Origin of the sequence: Variovorax sp. PBL-H6 (assembly GCF_901827155.1) — a bacterium.
In the GTDB taxonomy this organism is placed as follows: Bacteria; Pseudomonadota; Gammaproteobacteria; order Burkholderiales; family Burkholderiaceae_C; genus Variovorax.
On sequence record NZ_LR594659.1, the window covers coordinates 1,199,649 to 1,218,115 of the forward strand.

The 18,467-nt window shown below is 66.5% G+C and carries 17 protein-coding genes; 7 read left to right on the top strand and 10 right to left on the bottom strand.

The window, feature by feature from the left end:
* Positions 1-12: 12 nt before the first annotated feature.
* Positions 13-1,491: an NAD-dependent succinate-semialdehyde dehydrogenase gene (locus G3W89_RS05745; RefSeq protein ID WP_162573186.1), complete on the top strand. Its 1,479-nt coding sequence runs from the start codon at positions 13-15 to the stop codon at positions 1,489-1,491.
* Between the two features lie 94 nt (positions 1,492-1,585).
* Here the strand turns inward: G3W89_RS05745 and G3W89_RS05750 are convergent, their stop codons facing one another.
* On the bottom strand, positions 1,586-2,911 hold the full coding sequence (locus tag G3W89_RS05750; RefSeq protein WP_162573187.1) for an NAD(P)/FAD-dependent oxidoreductase: 1,326 nt from the start codon (positions 2,909-2,911) through the stop codon (positions 1,586-1,588).
* Positions 2,912-2,930: 19 nt separating this feature from the next.
* Entirely contained in the window at positions 2,931-4,451 is a 1,521-nt protein-coding gene (locus G3W89_RS05755; RefSeq protein ID WP_162573188.1) for an aldehyde dehydrogenase family protein, read from the bottom strand.
* 427 nt (positions 4,452-4,878) lie between these two features.
* Between G3W89_RS05755 and G3W89_RS05760 the strand changes: the two genes are divergently transcribed.
* From G3W89_RS05760 to G3W89_RS05770, 3 genes are all read left to right on the top strand, one after another.
* Positions 4,879-5,322 (top strand): low affinity iron permease family protein, encoded by a 444-nt coding sequence (locus G3W89_RS05760; protein WP_162573189.1) that lies wholly within the window; start codon positions 4,879-4,881, stop codon positions 5,320-5,322.
* A gap of 97 nt (positions 5,323-5,419) precedes the next feature.
* Positions 5,420-6,568, top strand: coding sequence for a hypothetical protein (locus G3W89_RS05765; RefSeq protein ID WP_162573190.1), 1,149 nt, complete (start codon positions 5,420-5,422; stop codon positions 6,566-6,568).
* A 136-nt stretch (positions 6,569-6,704) separates the two neighbouring features.
* Entirely contained in the window at positions 6,705-7,625 is a 921-nt protein-coding gene (locus G3W89_RS05770) for a DMT family transporter (RefSeq protein ID WP_162573191.1), read from the top strand.
* 18 nt (positions 7,626-7,643) lie between these two features.
* On the opposite strand, the gene G3W89_RS05775 is transcribed toward G3W89_RS05770, so the two are convergent.
* The 5 genes from G3W89_RS05775 to G3W89_RS05795 form a co-directional block, all read right to left on the bottom strand.
* On the bottom strand, positions 7,644-8,552 hold the full coding sequence (locus tag G3W89_RS05775; RefSeq protein ID WP_162573192.1) for a tryptophan 2,3-dioxygenase: 909 nt from the start codon (positions 8,550-8,552) through the stop codon (positions 7,644-7,646).
* Positions 8,553-8,590: 38 nt separating this feature from the next.
* Positions 8,591-9,634, bottom strand: a complete 1,044-nt coding sequence (locus G3W89_RS05780) for a glutathione S-transferase family protein (RefSeq protein WP_162573193.1) — start codon at positions 9,632-9,634, stop codon at positions 8,591-8,593.
* Entirely contained in the window at positions 9,631-11,067 is a 1,437-nt protein-coding gene (locus G3W89_RS05785) for an amidase (RefSeq protein WP_232076363.1), read from the bottom strand. The genes G3W89_RS05780 and G3W89_RS05785 overlap by 4 nt, the downstream gene beginning before the upstream one ends.
* Positions 11,064-12,176 carry an iron-containing alcohol dehydrogenase gene (locus tag G3W89_RS05790; protein WP_162573194.1) on the bottom strand — a complete coding sequence of 371 codons (1,113 nt, stop codon included), beginning with the start codon at positions 12,174-12,176 and terminating at the stop codon, positions 11,064-11,066. The genes G3W89_RS05785 and G3W89_RS05790 overlap by 4 nt, the downstream gene beginning before the upstream one ends.
* 119 nt (positions 12,177-12,295) lie before the next feature.
* On the bottom strand, positions 12,296-13,207 hold the full coding sequence (locus G3W89_RS05795; protein ID WP_162573195.1) for a LysR substrate-binding domain-containing protein: 912 nt from the start codon (positions 13,205-13,207) through the stop codon (positions 12,296-12,298).
* Between the two features lie 195 nt (positions 13,208-13,402).
* Between G3W89_RS05795 and G3W89_RS05800 the strand changes: the two genes are divergently transcribed.
* The 3 genes from G3W89_RS05800 to wrbA are packed head-to-tail and all read left to right on the top strand — an operon-like array spanning position 13,403 to position 15,713.
* A complete protein-coding gene (locus G3W89_RS05800; RefSeq protein WP_162573196.1) occupies positions 13,403-14,080 on the top strand; it encodes a nitroreductase in 678 nt (225 codons plus the stop codon).
* A gap of 47 nt (positions 14,081-14,127) precedes the next feature.
* On the top strand, positions 14,128-15,078 hold the full coding sequence (locus tag G3W89_RS05805) for a ring-cleaving dioxygenase (protein WP_162573197.1): 951 nt from the start codon (positions 14,128-14,130) through the stop codon (positions 15,076-15,078).
* Between the two features lie 5 nt (positions 15,079-15,083).
* Entirely contained in the window at positions 15,084-15,713 is a 630-nt protein-coding gene (wrbA, locus tag G3W89_RS05810; protein ID WP_162577345.1) for an NAD(P)H:quinone oxidoreductase, read from the top strand.
* A gap of 9 nt (positions 15,714-15,722) precedes the next feature.
* Here wrbA and G3W89_RS05815 read toward each other — a convergent pair whose 3' ends face one another.
* From G3W89_RS05815 to G3W89_RS05825, 3 genes are all read right to left on the bottom strand, one after another.
* On the bottom strand, positions 15,723-16,328 hold the full coding sequence (locus G3W89_RS05815) for a glutathione S-transferase family protein (protein WP_162573198.1): 606 nt from the start codon (positions 16,326-16,328) through the stop codon (positions 15,723-15,725).
* Between the two features lie 162 nt (positions 16,329-16,490).
* On the bottom strand, positions 16,491-16,979 hold the full coding sequence (locus G3W89_RS05820) for an H-NS family nucleoid-associated regulatory protein (RefSeq protein ID WP_162573199.1): 489 nt from the start codon (positions 16,977-16,979) through the stop codon (positions 16,491-16,493).
* 489 nt (positions 16,980-17,468) lie between these two features.
* Positions 17,469-18,449: a Bug family tripartite tricarboxylate transporter substrate binding protein gene (locus G3W89_RS05825; protein ID WP_162573200.1), complete on the bottom strand. Its 981-nt coding sequence runs from the start codon at positions 18,447-18,449 to the stop codon at positions 17,469-17,471.
* Between the last annotated feature and the right edge of the window lie 18 nt (positions 18,450-18,467).

Below are 18,467 nucleotides of genomic sequence, written 5' to 3' on the forward strand. Positions count from 1 at the left end.
CGACTCCCAACCATGACACTGACCCTCGAACGCCAGGACCTGATGCCCGGCCTGCAACTCATCGGCGCCGACTGGCGCGAAGCCGGCGACGAGCGCCGCCTCGACGTCACCGACCCCGCCAGCGACGCCGTCTTCGCCAGCGTGCCCGACGGCACGGCTGCCGATGCGCGCGCCGCGGTCGATGCGGCGCACGCCGCCTTCCCGGCCTGGCGCGCCGTGCCCGCGAAGCAACGCGCGCAGATCCTCAAGCGCTGGAACGACCTCATGCTCGCGCATCAGGAAGACCTGGCCCGCCTGATCTCGCGCGAACAGGGCAAGCCGCTCGCCGAGGGACGCGGCGAGGTCGCCTATGCCGCGAGTTACGTGGAGTGGTTTGCCGAGGAGGCCACGCGCGCCAACGGCGAGGTGATTCCGGCGCCGGTGACGGGCCGCCGCATGCTCGCTCTGAAGGAGCCGGTCGGCGTGGTGGCGGCGATCACGCCGTGGAACTTTCCGGCTGCCATGATCGCGCGCAAGATCGCGCCGGCGCTGGCGGCTGGCTGCACGGTGGTGTGCAAGCCGGCCGAGGACACGCCGCTCACCTCGCTTGCGCTGGTCAAGCTGGCCCAGGAGGCCGGCGTGCCGGCGGGCGTGCTCAACATCGTGACCGCCTCGCGCGAACGCACGCCCGGGGTGGTGGACGCGTGGCTGGCCGATGCGCGCGTGCGCAAGATCACCTTCACCGGTTCCACGCCGGTGGGCAAGCACCTTGCGCGCGCCTCGGCCGATACGCTGAAGAAGCTGTCGCTCGAGCTGGGCGGCAATGCGCCCTTCATCGTGTTCGAGGATGCCGACCTCGATGCCGCGGTGGAAGGCTTGATGGCGGCCAAGTTCCGCAATGGAGGGCAGACCTGCGTATGCCCGAACCGCGTGTTCGTGCAGGCGAAGGTGCATGACGCATTCGTCGACAAGCTCGCCACGCGCGTCGGTGCGTTGAAGGTTGGCCCGGCGACGCAGCCGGATTCGCAGATCGGCCCGATGATCAACGCGCGTGCAGTCGAGAAGATCGAGCGCCATGTGAAGGACGCGGTTGCCAAGGGCGCACGCATCGTGGTCGGCGGCCAGCGGCTGCGCTCCGCGACCTGCGACGGCCCGCACTACTACGCACCGACCGTGCTGGTGAACGCCGACGCCAGGATGGAATGCAGCTGCGAGGAGACCTTCGGGCCGGTGGTGCCGGTCACGCGCTTCGAGAGCGAAGCCGAGGTGATCGCCGCCGCCAACGACACGCCCTTCGGCCTGGCGGCCTACTTCTATTCGAACGACGTGCGCCGCATCTGGCGCGTCGCCGAGGCGCTGGAGTCGGGCATCGTCGGCATCAACGAAGGCGCATTGGCCGCCGAGGCGGCGCCCTTCGGCGGCGTGAAGGAGTCGGGCTACGGCCGCGAGGGCTCGGTGCATGGCCTGGACGACTACATGCACATCAAGTACCTGTGCCAGGGGCAGCTGTAGCAGTTCTTCGGGCCACATCGCTCGCGCGACGAATGCGGCTTCGCTGCCGGTTGTCGCGACCCAGGCGCAGCCTGGAAGCCAGCGCAGGCGCAGCCTAGAAGTCAGCGACCTTGCCCCAGGCGGAGCCGCTGAACCGCCCCGGCCTGTACGGCGCGGGATCAACAATCGGTTCGGCACCGGTGGCAAGGTCCGCGATCAGGTGGCCAGCGCCAGGGCCGATGCCGAAGCCGTGTCCGGAAAAACCAGCGGCCAGGATGAAGCCCGGCATCGACGGCACTTCGCCGATGCCCGGAACACCGTCCGGCGTGCTGTCGACGAAGCCTGCCCAGGCGTGCGTGATCCTGGCATCGCGAAGCTGGGGCAGCAGTTCGACGGCGCGCCGATGGGTCTCCCTGACCGCCGCCAGATCCGGCTTCGGGTCCAGGATGCGCACATGCTCCATCGGGGTCGGCGCATCGAGCCGCCACCGCTTCAGCGTTTCATGTCCGCCACGAATGCCTTCCAGGCCTCCCGGCAGAAGACTGCGCCAGCGCTTGGCGAACATCGGCAGGAACTGCGGGGCAAAGCGCATGAACTGCGGCGTCACGTCCACGCGCGCGCGGCCGCTGATGGCCAGTGCGTAGCGTCCGTCGTTGCGACGCGTGGCGGACACGCCCGCGCTCACCAGGGCATCCGGCAAGCGATGTTCCACGGGGGACACGCTGAGAATGGATTGGCGGACCGAGGCTTGGGGAAAACGGATGCCGAGCTGCCGGCAGAACGAGGACGCCCAGGCGCCACCGGCGAGCACGGCCGTCCTGGTCTTGATGACACCGGCTTCCGTGATGACACCGCTGACCCGCCCACCTTCCGTCTCGATGCCGCGGGCTGCGCAATTCTGATGAATGCTGCCCCCGAGCTTGATGAGCGCAGCGGCCACGGCCGGCGCAGCCTTGGCGGGATCGGCAGTGCCGTCGCTCGGCGAGAAAACGCCGCCTTTCCAGGCGCGGCCGGTGGCCTCCCCGCGCTCGGCGGCTTCGCGGCCACTCAGCATGTAGGTCGTCACGCCTGCGGTTTTCGCGAAATCGCGCCAGTGGGCCCAGCGGGAAATTTCGGCTTCGTCGTTGCTGAGGTACAGGAGCCCGCAGCGATGGAAGCCCGTGTCTTCGCCGCTGTCGGCGGCGAACCGTTCCCAGAGATCCAGGCTCTTGCTTGCGATCGGCAGTTCGCGCGCGTCGCGGTTCTGCTGGCGGCACCAGCCCCAGTTGCGGCTGGACTGCTCGGCGCCGATCCTGCCCTTTTCCACCAGGGCGACCGAAACGCCGCGCTTGGCCAGGTAGTAGGCGGTAAAGACACCGATGATCCCGCCGCCGATCACGACGACATCGGCCGAGGCCGGCAGCGTGGGCGAAGTCTGGATGTGTTGCAGCGGAGGGGACATGATGGATCTCGCTGGTGATTCAAAGTCCGTTCGACTCATCGAAAGCCTGGCTCTCGGGATTTCGCGTCGGTGCGGCAGGGGCATCCTGGGAGCCCAGAATGGCTTTGGTTTCCAGGTACTCCTCGAAGCCCTCCAGGCCGTACTCGCGGCCATTTCCCGAGCGCTTGTAGCCGCCGAAGGGGGCATGGGGATTCCAGGCCGGGTAGTTGATGTGCACCTGCCCGCAGCGGATGCGCGCCGCGATGGCACGTGCCGCGCCGAGGTCATGGCCTTGCACGTGGGCGCCCAGGCCGTAGACGGTGTCGTTGGCGATCTCCACCGCTTCGTCCACGCTGTCATAGGGAATGATCGCGAGCACCGGGCCGAAGATCTCCTCCTGCGCGATCTGCATGTGAGACTGCACCGAGGTGAAGATGGTCGCACGGCAGTAGAAGCCGCGGCTCGAGCCCTCGGGCCGGCCGGCGCCGCCGCAGATGAGTCGCGCGCCTTCGGCGATTCCGATGCCGATCATTTCCTGCACCCGATTGAACTGCGCGCGATTCGCCACCGGGCCGTGGGTCGTCTGCTGCGAACGCGGATCGCCCACGACGATGCCCGACACCGCTTCGAGCGCGATCCGCTCGACCTCCCGGAGACGCTCGCGGGGCACGATCATGCGGGTCGGTGCACTGCAGGATTGGCCGACGTTGCGAAAGGCGGCCGCGATGCCTGGCGGTACGGCACGCGCGAGGTCCGCATCCGGCAGGATGAGGTTGGGAGATTTGCCGCCGAGCTCCTGGGCCACGCGCTTTACCGTCGGGGCGGCGGCCTGGGCAACGAGGACACCGGCCCTCGTCGAACCGGTGATCGAGATCATGTCCACGTCCGGATGCGAAGCCAAGGCGGCACCGACCTCCGGACCATTGCCGTTCACCAGGTTGAAGACGCCCGGGGGGATGCCGGCGTCGTGCATCACTTCGGCGAAGAGCAGGGCGCTCAGTGGCGACAGCTCGCTGGGCTTCAAGACGACCGTACATCCGGCTGCCAGGGCTGGTCCGACCTTGGCGGTGATCTGATAGAGCGGCCAGTTCCACGGTGTGATCAGGCCGCAGACGCCAATGGCCTCGCGCACGATGGCCATGTCCCCGCGATGGGTGATGAACGGATAGCGGGTCAGGTTGTCCCGTGCCACGCGGATGTGCTGTGCCGCAGATGGCACCTGCGTGCTGCGCGCAAAGCAGATGGCAGCGCCCATCTCCAGCGAGATCGCCTGGGCGAACAGTTCTGCGCGCTCGAGGATCAGCGCGTGGACGCGATCGAGAAGCAAGGCCCTGCCCTGGACCGGACTCACCGACCAGGTGGTGAAGGCGCTTCGCGCCTGTGCCACCGCTGCATCGACATCTCTTGCACTGCCCAGTGCGATCTCCGCGACAGTCTCTTCGGTCGAAGGGTCGACCACGCCGACGCGCGCCAGCGTTTCCGGCAGGACCCACTCGCCGCCGATGAACATGCGATCCAGATGACCAGCTCTCTTGAAGTGCTCGATGACGGAGGCGTTCATGGAGTGGGCCCTTCGGAAATGTTGTGAGGATTGTTCATTGCGATCTCTGCGCAGGCGTGGCCACGGATGCCGGGTGGTGCGAGGGGTAGGGCATGAAGGGGCTGGGGCCTGGCCTTTTGGATGTCCAAAAGTCTAGGCTGCACGCCCTGCGAGCCGGTGCTTCAATGAGGGGCTTGCACAAAGCAGGCTGCGGTTGTGCGGGTCGCGACGGCAGAATCTGCTGTCGCACGCGGTCAACCGGGATCACGCGCTGGCCGACGAGCGCTCGTAGCGGATGACTTCGGCCAGCGGTGGTGCAAGCGCCTGAACAAATGGGTTGCGACTCACAGCGCCGTGGGAATTTTCAGCGTGCTTCTGTGGGAAATGGACGACCGCCTTTGGCCTGCGAATGCGCCACGCTGGTTCAAAAGCATCCCAGCATGAACCCATGGACAAGTTCTTTGCCTCTTTCGCCAACGCGACCGCGCGTGCCGCCGGCAGTCCGTTCGCCTTTCTTTTTTGTGTTGCCTTGGTCATCGGCTGGGCGGTTTCAGGTCCCCTCTTTGGTTTCTCTGAAAACTGGCAACTGGTCATCAATACCGCGACCACCATCATCACCTTCCTGATGGTGTTCCTGATCCAGAACACGCAGAACCGCGATGGCGTCGCGCTTCAGACCAAGCTCGACGAACTGATCCGTTCATCGAGTGCCGGCGACGAATTCATCGGCATCGAGAAGCTGACCGACAAGCAACTCGCCGTGCTTCATGAACGCTGCGAAGCAGCGGCCAAGCGCAGCCATGCGGCATTGCAGGGCGCCATCCACGAACGCAAGCGTCGCGCTCGCGAGCGCGGGGATGGAGACGCGGCTGAACCAGAAAGGAAGAGATGAAGAAGTCCGTCTGGCCATTGCGCCAGCGATCAGACCGGTGCGCAGCGCGGCGCGCAGTCCTGCCCGGGCACTCGCATCCGATGCGGTACAAAGCCGCATGACCGTCCCACTCGCGGCATCACTCATCGATCTCGTGCTCGGCCTTGAACTCGGGCCTTCCGACAAGTCGGCTTCCAACCGCTGCGCGGTCGAGGGCGTCACCTGGCATCCCGGCCAGGCGGGAGCGATCGATGTCCGGATCCGCAAACTCGAGGCGACAGCGCTTCGGCTCGCATCGGGCGCCCTCATGCTGGAGATCGGCCGGATCGCCTTGCATGAACTGGCCGGCCAGGTGCGTGTCGAGGCCGGCGTGCCGCGTCTCTCGGCACTCGCAGCGGCAGAGGCCGAGTTCTCGGGCGTGAAGCTGCAGGGTCCGCTGAGCATGTCGCCGCAGCTCCAGCAGGTGTGGGACGGCTTGCCGGGACCGGGCCGGGCAGCAGCACCTGCCGAGGTCACGGCGCGCCAGGCTGCAGCCGATGCCTGGTGCCTCGGCCCCCTCGGCGAGGCCGACGGGACCATCCGCGGGAAGATCACCGACGCGCACCTGCTGTTCGACGCCGACGTGACCGTGCCCATACGGCACGGGCAGATCGACTTCAACGACGCGACGGTCGAGCACGTGGGGCCTGATTCCCGCATGGGCGTGAGCCGGCTGGGCCTCTATGTCGATGCGCCGAATGGTCGCAGCTATCTCTACCAGTTCACGTCGGCACCCATCGCAGGCGTGGAATTCGAGCGTCGCGGCGCCTTGCTGAGTCCGTGGGTCTCCGAACGCGGGAAGCTGGAGCTGCAGCCCTTCGCCCAATCGATGCTGCGCCAGGGGCGCGGCGGCCAGGGCCAGGGATTGACGGAGCAGGCCCGCCTGTTGCTGGGCCGCACCGCGCTGTCGGGCGAAGTGCAACTGGGCGATGGGCGCTTCGCCGTGCCGGGCCTCCAGGTGCAGATGGAGGGACGCAGCGAAGGCCGCAATGCGGTAGGCCTGCGCTCCGAGGCCGTGGGCCGCGGGCTGGCGGTCGAGATGGCTTCATTGGCGGCCCGCAACGCAGTCGCGAAGTGGAAGGGCGCGCAGCTGGCATGCGACGAGATCGCGGCGGGACTCAAGCTCCAGCTCTTTGTCGACGGCCGGCAGGTGCATTTCGCCCTCGAACTCGAGCACGGCAAGGTGGCGGCACCGCGGCTCGACCTCAGTGGTCCGGGACATGTGTAACAAGCCGGAACGCGAACTTTCTCCGGACTTGATTTGTAGGAAACATCCTACTAATCTTCGTTCTGGTTTCTCCCGGGTGGGCATCAAGGACCAACCCTTTCAGGCCCGCCTCGTGCGGGCCTTTTTTCGAGGTCTCATGGCCGCGCAGCTCCTCTCCTCCCTGTCCCCCGCCCGCGTCAACGGGCGCGCCATCGCCATGATGATCGGTGCGATGTGCTGCTTCGTGCTCAACGATGCGCTGGTCAAGTACGTCAGCCAGTCCATGCCCTCGGCGCAGCTGATTTTCGTGCGCGGGTTGATGGCCTCGGCGCTGGTGCTGCTGGTCGCACGGCGCCTGGGCGCGCTGCGCCACGCGAGCGCGGTGCTGAATCCGCTGGTGGCGCTTCGCGGCACGGTCGACGCCTGCGCGACCATGATGTACCTGCTGTCGCTGTTCCGGCTGCCGATTGCGAACGCCACCGCCATCAACCTCGCTGCGCCGCTCTTCATGACGGTGTTCGCGGTGCTTTTCCTGGGCGAGCGCGCCGGGGTGGCGCGCTGGTCCGCCGTGGTGCTGGGCTTCGTGGGCGTGCTCTGCGTGGTCCAGCCCAACGGGGAAGGCTTCAACGCGTGGGCGCTGCTGTGCCTGGGCGGCACGCTGTTCCACGCCACGCGCGACCTGATGACGCGGCGTATCGATCGGGCCATTCCGTCCGTCATCATCACCCTTGCCACGGCCTTGGCCGTCACCTTGCTGGCCGGCTGCCTGACCCTGGTGAGCGGCTGGCAGTCATTCGCGCTGCGCGACCTGGGCTTGCTGGGCGTCGCGGCAGGCTTCCTGGCATCGGGCTATTTCCTGCTGGTGCAATGCATGCGCTCCGGTGAGGTCTCGCTGACGGCGCCCTTCCGCTACACGGCCGTTCTCTTCGCCATGCTGCTGGGCTACGCCGTATGGAGCGAGGTCCCCAGCGGGTGGGCCTGGCTGGGAATTGCGCTGCTGGTCGGCTCGGGGCTCTACATGCTGCACAGCGAGCGGGGCCGGATTCGCGCGGCCGCGCTGGACGCGCAGCCTGAATAAGGGCCCCGGACCGCGCCGTCATCGCCTGGACATGTGCGGGCACACCGCGAGCGAACCCGGCTGCGGATCACCAATGAAGGTGCGAGCCGACCAGAGCTCGGGGAACGGGATCTCGTCCATCGTGGGCGCCAGCCAGGCGATGCCTTCGGTGCCGAAGTACGCCGGCCTGGCGCCGAAGGTCCGGCGCGTTGCCATCAGGTGGCGGTACTTCCAGTGCGTGAAACCCTCTGCGATATCGGCGAGCGTCTCGCCGAGCTGCTGCAGTTCGAGGTGCCTGTCCGGGTCTGCATAGATGTTGCGCCAGACCTGCTCGACCTCTTTGCTGGGCACGTAGCGTGCGCTCAGGTCGCGCTCGAGCCAGGCACGCGGCACCTCCATGCCCAGGCGTGCGAAGCAGGCCAGCACGTCGTCGTAGAGGCTCGGCTCGGCCAGTGCCTTGGTGAGCTGGGCGAGGCGCTGAGGCTGGGGAGCGAAGTGCTGCAGATGCTCCGCCTGCTTGATGCCCAGCAGATAGGCCATGTGCCGGTAGGTCCATCCCTGCAGCGCCGTGTCCTTGCCGTGCGTCGCCGCCGCGCGCGACAGGATGGCGAGCAGGTCGTTGGGCGTCATCCACGCGATGGAACGCCAGATCGCGTCCAGCGGCTCCTGATGGGCAACCACCCTCCGCAAGGTCCGCCGGGCCTGGGCCAGGTCGTCGGCGCGCAGGTACGTCTGTGCGGTCTGGATCTCCTTGATGATGAGCATCCAGTAGAGCTCGGACACCTGCACGTGGACGATCCACGCATGCTCGCCCGGATGGTCGCTGACCGTGCGCTGCAGCGAGTGAAGCACGTCGGTCTGGATCCATGCGCTGTAGGGCGTCTGGCCGGCGGCCGTGCGCGGCGCTTCGGCGTTCGCGAGGCTCTGGAGGGTATCGGTATCGCTCATTTCGTGCTCCTGGTTGTGTTCACGGGGTGCCGACGAGTTCAAGCCGCGGTGACAGCGGCGCAGTCCGCGACGGCTTTCATGTACGCAGAGTGCGGCATCGACTGGACGGATGCCTGGACCGCTTCCTTGCAAAGCGAAGGCCGGTGGGTGAGCGTGTCGAAGTAGCGCTCGACGTGGGGAAGCCCTGCCCACAGGGAGCCCAGCCCGAGATAGTTGAGGCGGACAAGATTGACGCCCCACAGCACGTCGGCGAGCGAAAAGGCGTTACCCCACAGGCAGGAGAACGACTTCGCCGCGAGGTCTCGTTCCAGGGCCTTCAAGAGATCGCCCGCGTGCTGGCGAGATGCACGCTGAAACGCAGGGTCGCGGCATACCTTCTTGCCGCCACTCTCCTTCGCGATCTTGGCGCGGCAGGCGGCAACCAGCTCGGCGTCGTCGGGATGGGTAGCGATCAATCGCTCCAGCGCCATGATCTTGTAGTCGTAGACCGTCTCCATGGATGACTTGAGCGGATTGGGCCGCCGGTCGGCATCAGGATGAAAGCCGTAGAGCAATGCTCCATTCGGAATCCTGTCGACAATGCCGACCTGGCGCATCACCTCTGTGCGCGCTTCGGGGTCGTCCGGCACGAGCCGGACCGGCGCGTGCGAGACCGCATCGAGATAGCAGCAGATCCGCCGCGAATCCGCCACCACGCGACCTGCCTGGTAGTCGACGAGCAATGGCACCACGCAAGGGTCGAAGCCTTCGGTTTGGACCGAGGTGCGCCCGCTGTAGCCGCTCACGAATTCCAGATCCAGCTCGCGCGCAGCGATCAGCCGCAGGCGGATGTAGGCCGGGCTGTAGTGCTCGGCCGGCACGAGGCCGGCCGGTCCCATCGAACTGAGGATGAGCATGTCGTTCGAGCGATAGGGCAGCGCCTTCTCGTACAACACCGTGCGCACCTTCTGCGAGCAGAGAGAGCTCGCAGCGTGGAACAGCTCGAAGCGCGGATTCGCGCTGTCACCCACGACCGTGGTGCGGCCTGGGTCCTGGATGGCGGCGCGGGCGGAAGCGGCCATCGTCATCAACGGGTGTGTCATCTCGTTTCTCCTTTTCTGTGCGGCTGGCAGGTCGACGATTCACGATCGGCCTGGCATGGCAGGCAGGCAGATCGATGGGGTGGATGCAGCACTCGCTCCATCTGCCTTGCGATCCGCAGCAGTGCGGCGTCATCGCCGCGGCGGCCGACGACCTGCAGCCCGACCGGGAGCGCGCCGGTACTTCGGCGCAGCGGGATCGAAATGGCGGGGCAGCCGGCAAGGTTGAAGGGCGCCGTATAGGTCATCAGGGCTTCGCGCACGCTGCCGGTCCAGCCGCCGATCGCCAGCCTTGTCTCGCCGACGAGCGGCGCGCTGCACGGTGTGGCGGGCAGCACGATGAAGCGGTGCCTGCCCATGAGGCGCTCGAGCCCCGCCGTGAACATTCGTCGCGCCTGTTGTGCCAACGCGTAGTCCTCCACTCGCGTCGCCCTCGCATGGGTGAGCCGTTCGACGGTCTCCTCGCCGTAGTGCGAGGCGATCCAGTCCGGGTCTCTTCTCGCGAAGTGGACGAGTGCGCCTTCGGCCAGCACGATGCGCGCGAACGCATCGAAGCTGCCGCTGAAGAGATCCCCCGGGTTCAACTCCTCGAGACGGAGGGCAGAGGACAGCGCATCCGCTGCGATGGCGAATGCGCATGCGACGTTCGTGGCCGGCGGCAGCGAAGGGATGCCGCAGATCACACCGACCCGTGCGCCATCGAATTCATCCGCTGTGTCGCTGCGGCCGACGATGCGCAGCGCCTCGGCAAGAACGCTCACGTCGCCGACACTGGCGCCGAGCAGACCCGGATGATCGAGGCTCGCGGCCAGTGGAAAGACGCCCTCGGTCGGCAGCGCACCGTAGCTCGGCTTGAATCCGGTAACACCGCAGAGCGCGGCGGGAATGCGCACGGAGCCTCCCGTGTCCGTACCCAGCCCGGCGGCCATCACACCATCGGCGATGGCCACGGCCGCGCCGCCGCTCGAGCCGCCCGGAATGCGACCGGCGTCGAGCGGATGGAGCGTGTCGCCGAACGCCGCGCTCGCCGTGGTGACGCCCCAGGCGAATTCGTGCGTGGTCGTCTTGCCGACAACGATCGCACCTTGTTCCACGAGCGTGCGCACGACCGCAGCGTCCGCCGAAGGAATGTTGCCGACGAAGGCCGGCGATCCGTAGCGCGTTTCGATCCCCTGGGTGTCGATCAGGTCCTTGACGCCGATGGGCAGGCCTTCGAGCGGGCGCTGCGTGCCGTCGGCGTACCGGCGGTCGCTCGCGTCCGCCGCGGCCATGGCCAGTTCGCGCGGAATGACGGCAAAGGCGTTCAGCCTGCGCTGCGTGTCGTCGGCCCGCTGCAGCGTGTCGCGCACGAGCTCGCTTGCGCTCATCCGGCCAGCGCCGAGATCGTCCAGCGATTGCCGCAGCGATGGCGCGGCGCGCGGCGCGTGCGGGCTCACCACAGGCGCTCCAGGAGCGCATCGAGGCGCGTGGGTGCGTCGTCGCCGAGATCCGCGACCTCCTGGGGATAGTTGGCCTTGAGCAGCGCGGCCACTTCCGGCAGCTTCGCACGGTCGAGGTCGAACCCGGACACGCGGCTCGGCAAGCCGAGCGCCTCGACGGCCGCGGCGATGCGCCCTGCCAGCCGCGCCGCCGCGCCCGGCCCACCGGGAGACAGGGCTTCGAGCTTGTCACCGTAGAAAGGGGCGCACGCCTGGATGACCGGCGCGAGGGTGATGCACGAGGTCGCGCTGTGCGGCAGGCCGAAGCTGCCGCCCAGGATGTGGCCGATGCGGTGGCTCAATCCATAGACCACGGAGGCCGGCGAGAAATAGCACTGCCAGGCGCCGAGCTGCAGCTGCAGCAGGTCGTCGTCGGTCACGAGCCCTGCCTCGAGGGCCTGGCGCGTCTCGAGCCTGGCGGGCCACTTCTCGAGGACCCGGAGAAAGCGGTCCACGCCGCTGGCCGCCATGACCGCGTGCGGATGGCTCGGCATCACTTTGCGCATGCCCTCGACCGCGTGGTCGATGCCCTTGATGGCGGACGACAGCAGCAGCGCCCGCGGGGTGCCGCGCACCAGCAGCGGATCGATGAGCACGACCTTCGGCGTGGTCTCGCGTACCGCGTAGCTGCGCTTGAATTTCTGCCGCCCGTCGGTCTCGGTGATGCCGAAGTAGTGCGAGAACTCCGAGCCCGAGAGCGTCGTCGGCAGCGCGACGATCGGGAGATACCTGCCGGTCCGGCCGTGATGCAGGTGGGAGACCGCCTTGGCGGCGTCGAGCACCGAGCCGCCGCCGAGTCCCACGATGGCGCGCGCATTCGAGCGCAGGCAGGCCTCGAGCCCCGCTTGCACGGCCACGTCCGGCACATGCGCGGGCAGGTCGAGGAAGCGGCCGGCCATGCCGTCGAGGTGCGGCTCGACGTGGTCGCGGGCCAGCGCTTCGAGCGGTTCGACAGTGAAGAGGATCGGCCGCTCGATGCCGTAGTCCCCGATGCGCGGGAGCGCATGGGTCAGCGTGTTCTCGCCCCAGAACACCGCGTCTTGCGGCAGGCAGTTCAGATGGTTCATGTCGGCAGTCCTGATCCGATGGAGTCGGTGGACCGCGACGATAAAGGCGCTCGTGCCGTGCTGGGGCTACCTCGGCAAGGACTCTGCGTCCAATGTTCTGGACGATGGCTGCACGAGCGTCAGTGGCCGCCGAAGTGGGTCACCTTCGGAATCTCGACAGCCAGAAAATCCACCAGCGACCGCACGGCGGGCAGCAGGCCGGTGCGGTAGGGAATGAGCGCCGCGAGGCGCGCATCGGCGGCGATCCATCCGGGCAGGATCTGGCGCAGCGAACCTGCCGCGATTTCGCTTCGGCAGATGTAGCCCGGCAATGCCGCGATGCCGAGCCCGGTGCAGGCAGCTTCCTTGAGGGACACCATGTTGTTGCTCTGGAAGCGCGGGGCCATGGCCACGACGAACTCCTTGCCGCCAGGCCCCTTCAGCTGCCACTGCACCGGGCCGTTTCGCACGATCGAGATGCTCGCATGGTGCAGGAGGTCTTCCGGGCTTTGCGGTTCCTTCATCTTCGCCAGGTAGGCCGGGCTGGCAAAGAGGTACCAGGGCACGCTCGCAATGGCGCGCTGCACGAGTGTCGAGTTCTGAAGCGGCACCGTATGCCCGCGAATGGCCAGGTCGAAGCCCTCGCCCACGATGTCGACCAGCCTGTCCGTCGCAATCTCGACGATCTGGACCTTGGGATGGCGGTTGAGGAAAACCGGCAGGAGGTCCCGCAAGGCGAACTGCGCGATCTCCACTGCGGTCGTGATGCGGATCACCCCGCTGGGTTCGCCGAGTCGCTGTCGAATGGCCTCTTCGGCGATGTCCGAGCTGCGCAGCATCGCGACGGCGTACTGGTAGAACTCCTTGCCGATGTCGGTCGTGCCGAACTGGCGCGAGGTCCGGTTGAGCAGCCGCACGCCAAGCGATGCCTCGAGTTCCTGCACGCGATGGCTCAGTGTCGATTTGGGCAGGCGCAGTGCCTGGCCGGCCGAGGTGAAGCCGCCGCGGTCGACGACCTGCACGAAGTAGTAGACGTCCTTGAGATCGAGCATCGGTGTGCCGTGTCGGGGAGGAATCGCGGCGAGCATATCGCCGCGGCGCCACGAACCGGCCATCGTCCAGGAATCCGCAACCTTGCGTGCAAGCCGCGCCGGCTTCTCAAGCGTGCCCGCGGTTCATACGATTTGCTCCGCCTGGTCGATCGCAGCCGCTCACGACCACCACCACCCACGGATGGAGACACTTCAATGAACTCGCTCATCGACGAACTCATTTGCGAGCGCCGCACCAAGCGCGGCTTCCTCGAACGCCCGGTATCCATCGGGACAGTGAGGGACATCCTCTCTGTCGCAAAGTACGCGCCCAGCTCCAGCAATACGCAGCCGTGGCGCTGCTACGTGGTCACGGGCGAGGCGCGCAATCGTGTGACCACGGCGGCCGTCGAGGCGTTCCGCGCCGGGCCCGAGAAACTCGCCCCCGAGTACCCCTTCTTCCCGCAGCCGCTGCCCGATCCCTACTCGTCGCGCTTCAACACCTTCCGCGGCCAGCTCGGCGACGCGCAGGGCGTGCACCGCAGCGACAAGGCGGGCCGCATGCGGGACGTGGAGCGGCAGTTCCTCTTCTTCGATGCGCCGGTCGGAATCATCTTCACGATGGACCGGCGCCTGGAATGGGCCAGCTTCATCTGCTACGGCTGCTTCCTGCAGAACATCATGCTCGCTGCCAAGGCACGGGACCTGGACACCTGCCCGCAGCAGATCTGGTCGCTGCAGTACCCGGTGCTTCGCGCCGAGCTCGGAATTCCCGAGGACGAGATGGTCGTCGCGGGAATGTCGCTCGGCTATGCGGACAACAGCATGCCGGAGAACCGCATGGCCCTGCACAAGCTGGAGGTCGAGGAGTTCACCACCTTCATCGCCGCCTGAATGCATTCAGCGCTTCACCCACCCAAACCACTCAACAAGGAACCCGGATGTCGATCATCAAAGGCTTTCATCACCTGACCGCCTGCGTCAGCGGTGCGCAGGAGGACGTGGATTTCTACGTCAAGCTGCTCGGCCAGAGCCTGGTCAAGAAGACCGTGCTGCTGGACGGGGAAGACCCGATCTATCACCTCTACTACGGCAACCCGAAGGGCGATGCCGGAACGCTCGTCACGTCGTTTCCCTTCAGCCAGAAAGGCGTGAAGGGACGGCGCGGCTCGGGCCAGATCCGAGTCATCAACTACTCTGTGCCCGCGGGTTCGCTGGACTTCTGGCGCGAGCGCTTTGCGACCCATGGCATTGCCTTCGACAAGGAGGTGGTCGATCGTTTCGGGGAGCAGCGCCAGCGCTTTCATCACCCCTGCGGCATCGAGTTCGACCTGGTTGCGTCGGACCGCGATCAACGTTTGCCGTGCCTGGCCAATGACATTCCCGAAGCGTTCGCGATCCGTGGCGTGCACAGCATCACGCTGTCGTTGCGGGAGGTTGCCGAGTCCATCACCTTCATGCAGGAAGCCATCGACTTTCGTTATGCGGGCGAGGCGGGGCCTTACCACCGTTTCGAGACGCAGGGCGGCGCGCCCGGCACCATCGTCGAGTTTCTTCACGAGCCGGATCGCCTGCAGGGATCGTCGATCTATGGCGAAGGCACCATCCACCATGTCGCCTTCGCGGTCGACAGCCAGGAGCAGCAGATGCAGATCAAGGACAAGCTGATGGGCATGGGCTACATCGACACCTCCGAGTCGGTCAACCGGAACTACTTCCGTTCGATGTATTTCAAGATGCCGGGCGGCGTGATCTTCGAGGCGGCCACCACCGACATCGGGTTTGCCATCGACGAGGAGCCGGGTCACTTCGGCGAAGAGTTCCAGTTGCCGCCATGGCTTGAAGAGCGCAAGCAAGAACTGCTCGGCCGGCTGGAGCCCATCTCGGTATGAACGCGATCTTCAAACCCAAGGTCCTGGTCGCCTTCTACTCGCGCAACAGCTCGACGGAGCTGCTGGCCAGGGCGATCGCCGAAGGCGCGGCAGGCGAGGGCGCCGAGGTGCGGCTGCGGCGGGCGCGCGAAGTGGTCAGTCCGGCCGTCATGCAGCAGTCGCCCGGCTGGACCGAGCGCGCGGAACAGATGAACGCACGGTACGAGGCGCCGACCGAAGCCGATGCCGAATGGGCCGATGCGATCGTGTTGGGCACGCCGACGCGCTTCGGCTCCATCTCTTCAGAGCTCAAGGTCTACATCGATGGGCTCGGGGGACTGTGGTTCCAGGGCAAGCTCAATGGGAAGGTGGGCTCGGCCTTCGGCGCGACCTCGTCGCTGCATGGCGGCAACGAGTCGACCTTGCTGTCGATGTACACGCCGATGGCACACCTGGGGCTGATCATTGTTCCGCTGGGCTATGCCGATGCCGCGATGTTCAAGGCAGGCACGCCCTATGGCGCAACGCACGTCTCGAAGCTCGACACCGTCGAGCCCGATTCCGAGCACCTCGACGTGGCCCGCTTCCAGGGGCGGCGGGTCGCCACCGTCGCCAGGGCCTTGCGCGGCACGCCGAACGGCGTCACCGTCGCCTGAGAAGGCAGGTCATTCGCCGCTCAGCAGCGGAACCCACCCGGGCTGCTCGCTGACGCGGGCCGTCCACGCCTGGATGGCCGGGTAGCGGGCCATGTCGTAGCCGCCTTGCCCGGCAAGCGACACATAGCATGAGACTGCCAGGTCGGCGAGCGTGTAGCGCTCGCCGACCAACCAGGTGTGCTTGTCGAGCCAGTGCTCGAGTTTCGCGAGCGCGGCGTTGCCGTCCTTCTGGAAACGGGCGATCTCATCCGCCATCTCGGCCGCCAGGCCCCGCAGGTGATAGACGCGTGGTGTCGCGATCGGCTTTTGAAGATCCGCCTGCTCGAAAAACAACCAGCCCAGCATCTCCGCCCGCAGGAACAGGTCCTCGGGGATGAATCGGGTGCCCTCGGCCAGATAGAGCAGGATGGCTGCCGATTCGACCAGTGTGCGGCCGTCCTCCAGTTCGAGTGCCGGGACGCGCCCAAAGCGGCTCTTCTGCTGGAACGACGCATCGGCGGCTTCCCCTTTGGCGAGATCGAGCGTCACCCGCTCGATCGGAATTCCGAGCTGGTTCAGCAGGATGCGGACTTTCCAGCAGTTGCCGGAGAAGCGGCTGTCATAGAGGCGCAGCATGTGTGGACTCGCAGGGGCAGAGATGGGAGCAAGGGGCTCCTTGCGGATCAATCTATGCTGATCGCGGTCGCGGCGCTCAGCTTGCAGGACCTCGGGTCAGGTCAGCATCCATTCAGGATCGAGCCCGACGGCCGTGAAGGGACGTGCGGGCAAGATTCTTCGTCAGGCCATCATTTGGTCGAGCGTCTTTCCCGCATCGAGCGCTTCTTTCAACCAGCGAGGCTTCGGGCCCATGCCGGACCATGTATGCCCGGCATCATCCTTATAGGCAATCTTCGCTTTGCGCTTCTTTGCCGCCTTGCGCTTGCCGCCTGCCGTTGCCGGTGAGGCGCCTTGTGTGGCGAATTCCTCGAGTGTCCTGCCGCCGTCGAGTGCAGTGCGCAGCCAGCCTGGCCGCTTCCCCATGCCTGACCAGGAATTGCCCTGGCCATCGCTGTATTTCGCCACGCGGACGGGGGCTGCCTTTTTCGCATTCCTCTTCGCGCCGTTGGTTGAAGCGCCAAAGCCCAGTTGCTCGGCGCTGAGCCCATAGTGCTCGATGGCGACCTTGATACGGGCGACGACTTCATCGATTTCTCGCACGCGAAGCTTTTCAGCCTGACGCTGGAGAGTCTCGATCTGCTTCTGAATCTGCTCGTAACTCTGAGTCATTCGGTTTGAATTCCAGGATGTGAAGAAGACTCGACTTTAATCTTATTGGCGAGCCCTGCAAAACTGGTGTCCCGGAACGGTAATTCTGCGAGCGAATGCGCTTCGCAATTGCACTCCATTCGTGACGAGGCAATGGCGCTGGCAGCGCGGCCACTTACAGGCTGTCGATCATCCGTTGGCAACGCGACCATGCCGGGTTCGTCGAGCCCGATGGTCGAGTGCGTTAAGTTCGACTGCCGCGGCATGCACGCCGGCGCACCATTGGCGCAGGGCGGCCGCGAGTCGCGCTGCGTTCAGCATCAACGCACCCTCCAGAATGGACACTCGGCCGGAGCTGAGCGAAGCGCCGGCCATTTCCATCGAGGTGGCATAGCGCCCTACGAGCGTCCGCCATCGCCGCGGCGCTGCAGCTCGGGGTGGGCCATGCACAGGCCGTCGAGCATCTCGTCGACCTAATCTCCGGAGGCGTTGAGGATCTTCTTCACCGGTTCAGTCCGCCTTGAGCCGGCCGTCCTTGGTGGCCTGGGTGGCCAGCGCGTATTCGGCGTCGAGGATGCGCGCGAATTCCTGCGGCGTACCGGAGAAGGCGACGCTCCCGAGCTCCCGGGCGCTGTTGACCGTCTGCGGGTCCTTGACGGCCTGGGCGAGCGCGGCAGCGAGCTTGTCCTGCACATCCTTCGGGGTTCCGCTAGGCGCCAGCACACCGACGTAGGTGGTGCCGTCGAGCTCGCCGAAACCCTGCTCGGCCACCGTCTGCACGCCGGGCAGCGAGGGGTCCTGCGCCGGGCCGAGGACGGCCAGCGCTTGCAGCGTGCCGGCCTTCACATGCTGGAGCGAGCTCGTGACCTGGTCGAAGTGCACGTCGACCTGGCCGCCGATCAGATCGACCAGCGCCGGGCCCGAACCCTTGTAGCTGACGACGGTGAACTTCGTCTTGAGCAGGCTCTCCAGCTGCAGCAGCGCAAGATGGTTCGGCGTGCCCGGCCCGGAGTGGGCGGCGATCAGCTTGCCGTCGCCCGAGCGTGCATAGGCGGCGAGTTCCTTGAAGTTCTTGAAGCGGGTCTCGTTCTTGCGCGACAGCAGCACCATCGAGCTCTTGTTCACGAGCCCGATCGGCGCGAAGCTCGACCGGCTGTAGCTGGTCTTGACCATCTCCGGGACAGTGACGATCACGCCGGCCCCGCACAGCAGCAGCGTGTAGCCGTCGGCGGCGGCACGTGCGACCTGCATCGCGCCAATGGAGCCGCCCGCGCCGGCACGGTTGTCCACGATCACCGACTGGCCCAGCACCTTGCCCAGGGCGACCGCCACCGTGCGCGCGACGATGTCGGTGTTGCCGCCCGGCGTGAAGGGCACGACGAGCGTGACCGGCTTGTTGGGGAATGCCTGCGCCCAGGCGCTCGTGCCCAGGAGGCTGCCGGCGGCAGTGACTGCGCCGAGGTTCAGCAGTTTGCGACGTTGAATGTTCATGATTGCCTGTCTCCGATA

Bases quoted from the DNA above. Each gene is read 5' to 3' on its own strand.
- G3W89_RS05795 (WP_162573195.1), bottom strand. From the start codon at position 13,207: ATGCTCGATCTCAAGGACGTCTACTACTTCGTGCAGGTCGTCGACCGC.
- G3W89_RS05800 (WP_162573196.1), top strand. From the start codon at position 13,403: ATGAACTCGCTCATCGACGAACTCATTTGCGAGCGCCGCACCAAGCGC.
- G3W89_RS05805 (WP_162573197.1), top strand. From the start codon at position 14,128: ATGTCGATCATCAAAGGCTTTCATCACCTGACCGCCTGCGTCAGCGGT.
- G3W89_RS05820 (WP_162573199.1), bottom strand. From the start codon at position 16,979: ATGACTCAGAGTTACGAGCAGATTCAGAAGCAGATCGAGACTCTCCAG.
- G3W89_RS05750 (WP_162573187.1), bottom strand. From the start codon at position 2,911: ATGTCCCCTCCGCTGCAACACATCCAGACTTCGCCCACGCTGCCGGCC.
- G3W89_RS05815 (WP_162573198.1), bottom strand. From the start codon at position 16,328: ATGCTGCGCCTCTATGACAGCCGCTTCTCCGGCAACTGCTGGAAAGTC.
- G3W89_RS05760 (WP_162573189.1), top strand. From the start codon at position 4,879: ATGGACAAGTTCTTTGCCTCTTTCGCCAACGCGACCGCGCGTGCCGCC.
- G3W89_RS05770 (WP_162573191.1), top strand. From the start codon at position 6,705: ATGGCCGCGCAGCTCCTCTCCTCCCTGTCCCCCGCCCGCGTCAACGGG.
- G3W89_RS05780 (WP_162573193.1), bottom strand. From the start codon at position 9,634: ATGACACACCCGTTGATGACGATGGCCGCTTCCGCCCGCGCCGCCATC.
- G3W89_RS05755 (WP_162573188.1), bottom strand. From the start codon at position 4,451: ATGAACGCCTCCGTCATCGAGCACTTCAAGAGAGCTGGTCATCTGGAT.
- G3W89_RS05775 (WP_162573192.1), bottom strand. From the start codon at position 8,552: ATGAGCGATACCGATACCCTCCAGAGCCTCGCGAACGCCGAAGCGCCG.
- G3W89_RS05825 (WP_162573200.1), bottom strand. From the start codon at position 18,449: ATGAACATTCAACGTCGCAAACTGCTGAACCTCGGCGCAGTCACTGCC.
- G3W89_RS05745 (WP_162573186.1), top strand. From the start codon at position 13: ATGACACTGACCCTCGAACGCCAGGACCTGATGCCCGGCCTGCAACTC.
- G3W89_RS05790 (WP_162573194.1), bottom strand. From the start codon at position 12,176: ATGAACCATCTGAACTGCCTGCCGCAAGACGCGGTGTTCTGGGGCGAG.
- G3W89_RS05765 (WP_162573190.1), top strand. From the start codon at position 5,420: ATGACCGTCCCACTCGCGGCATCACTCATCGATCTCGTGCTCGGCCTT.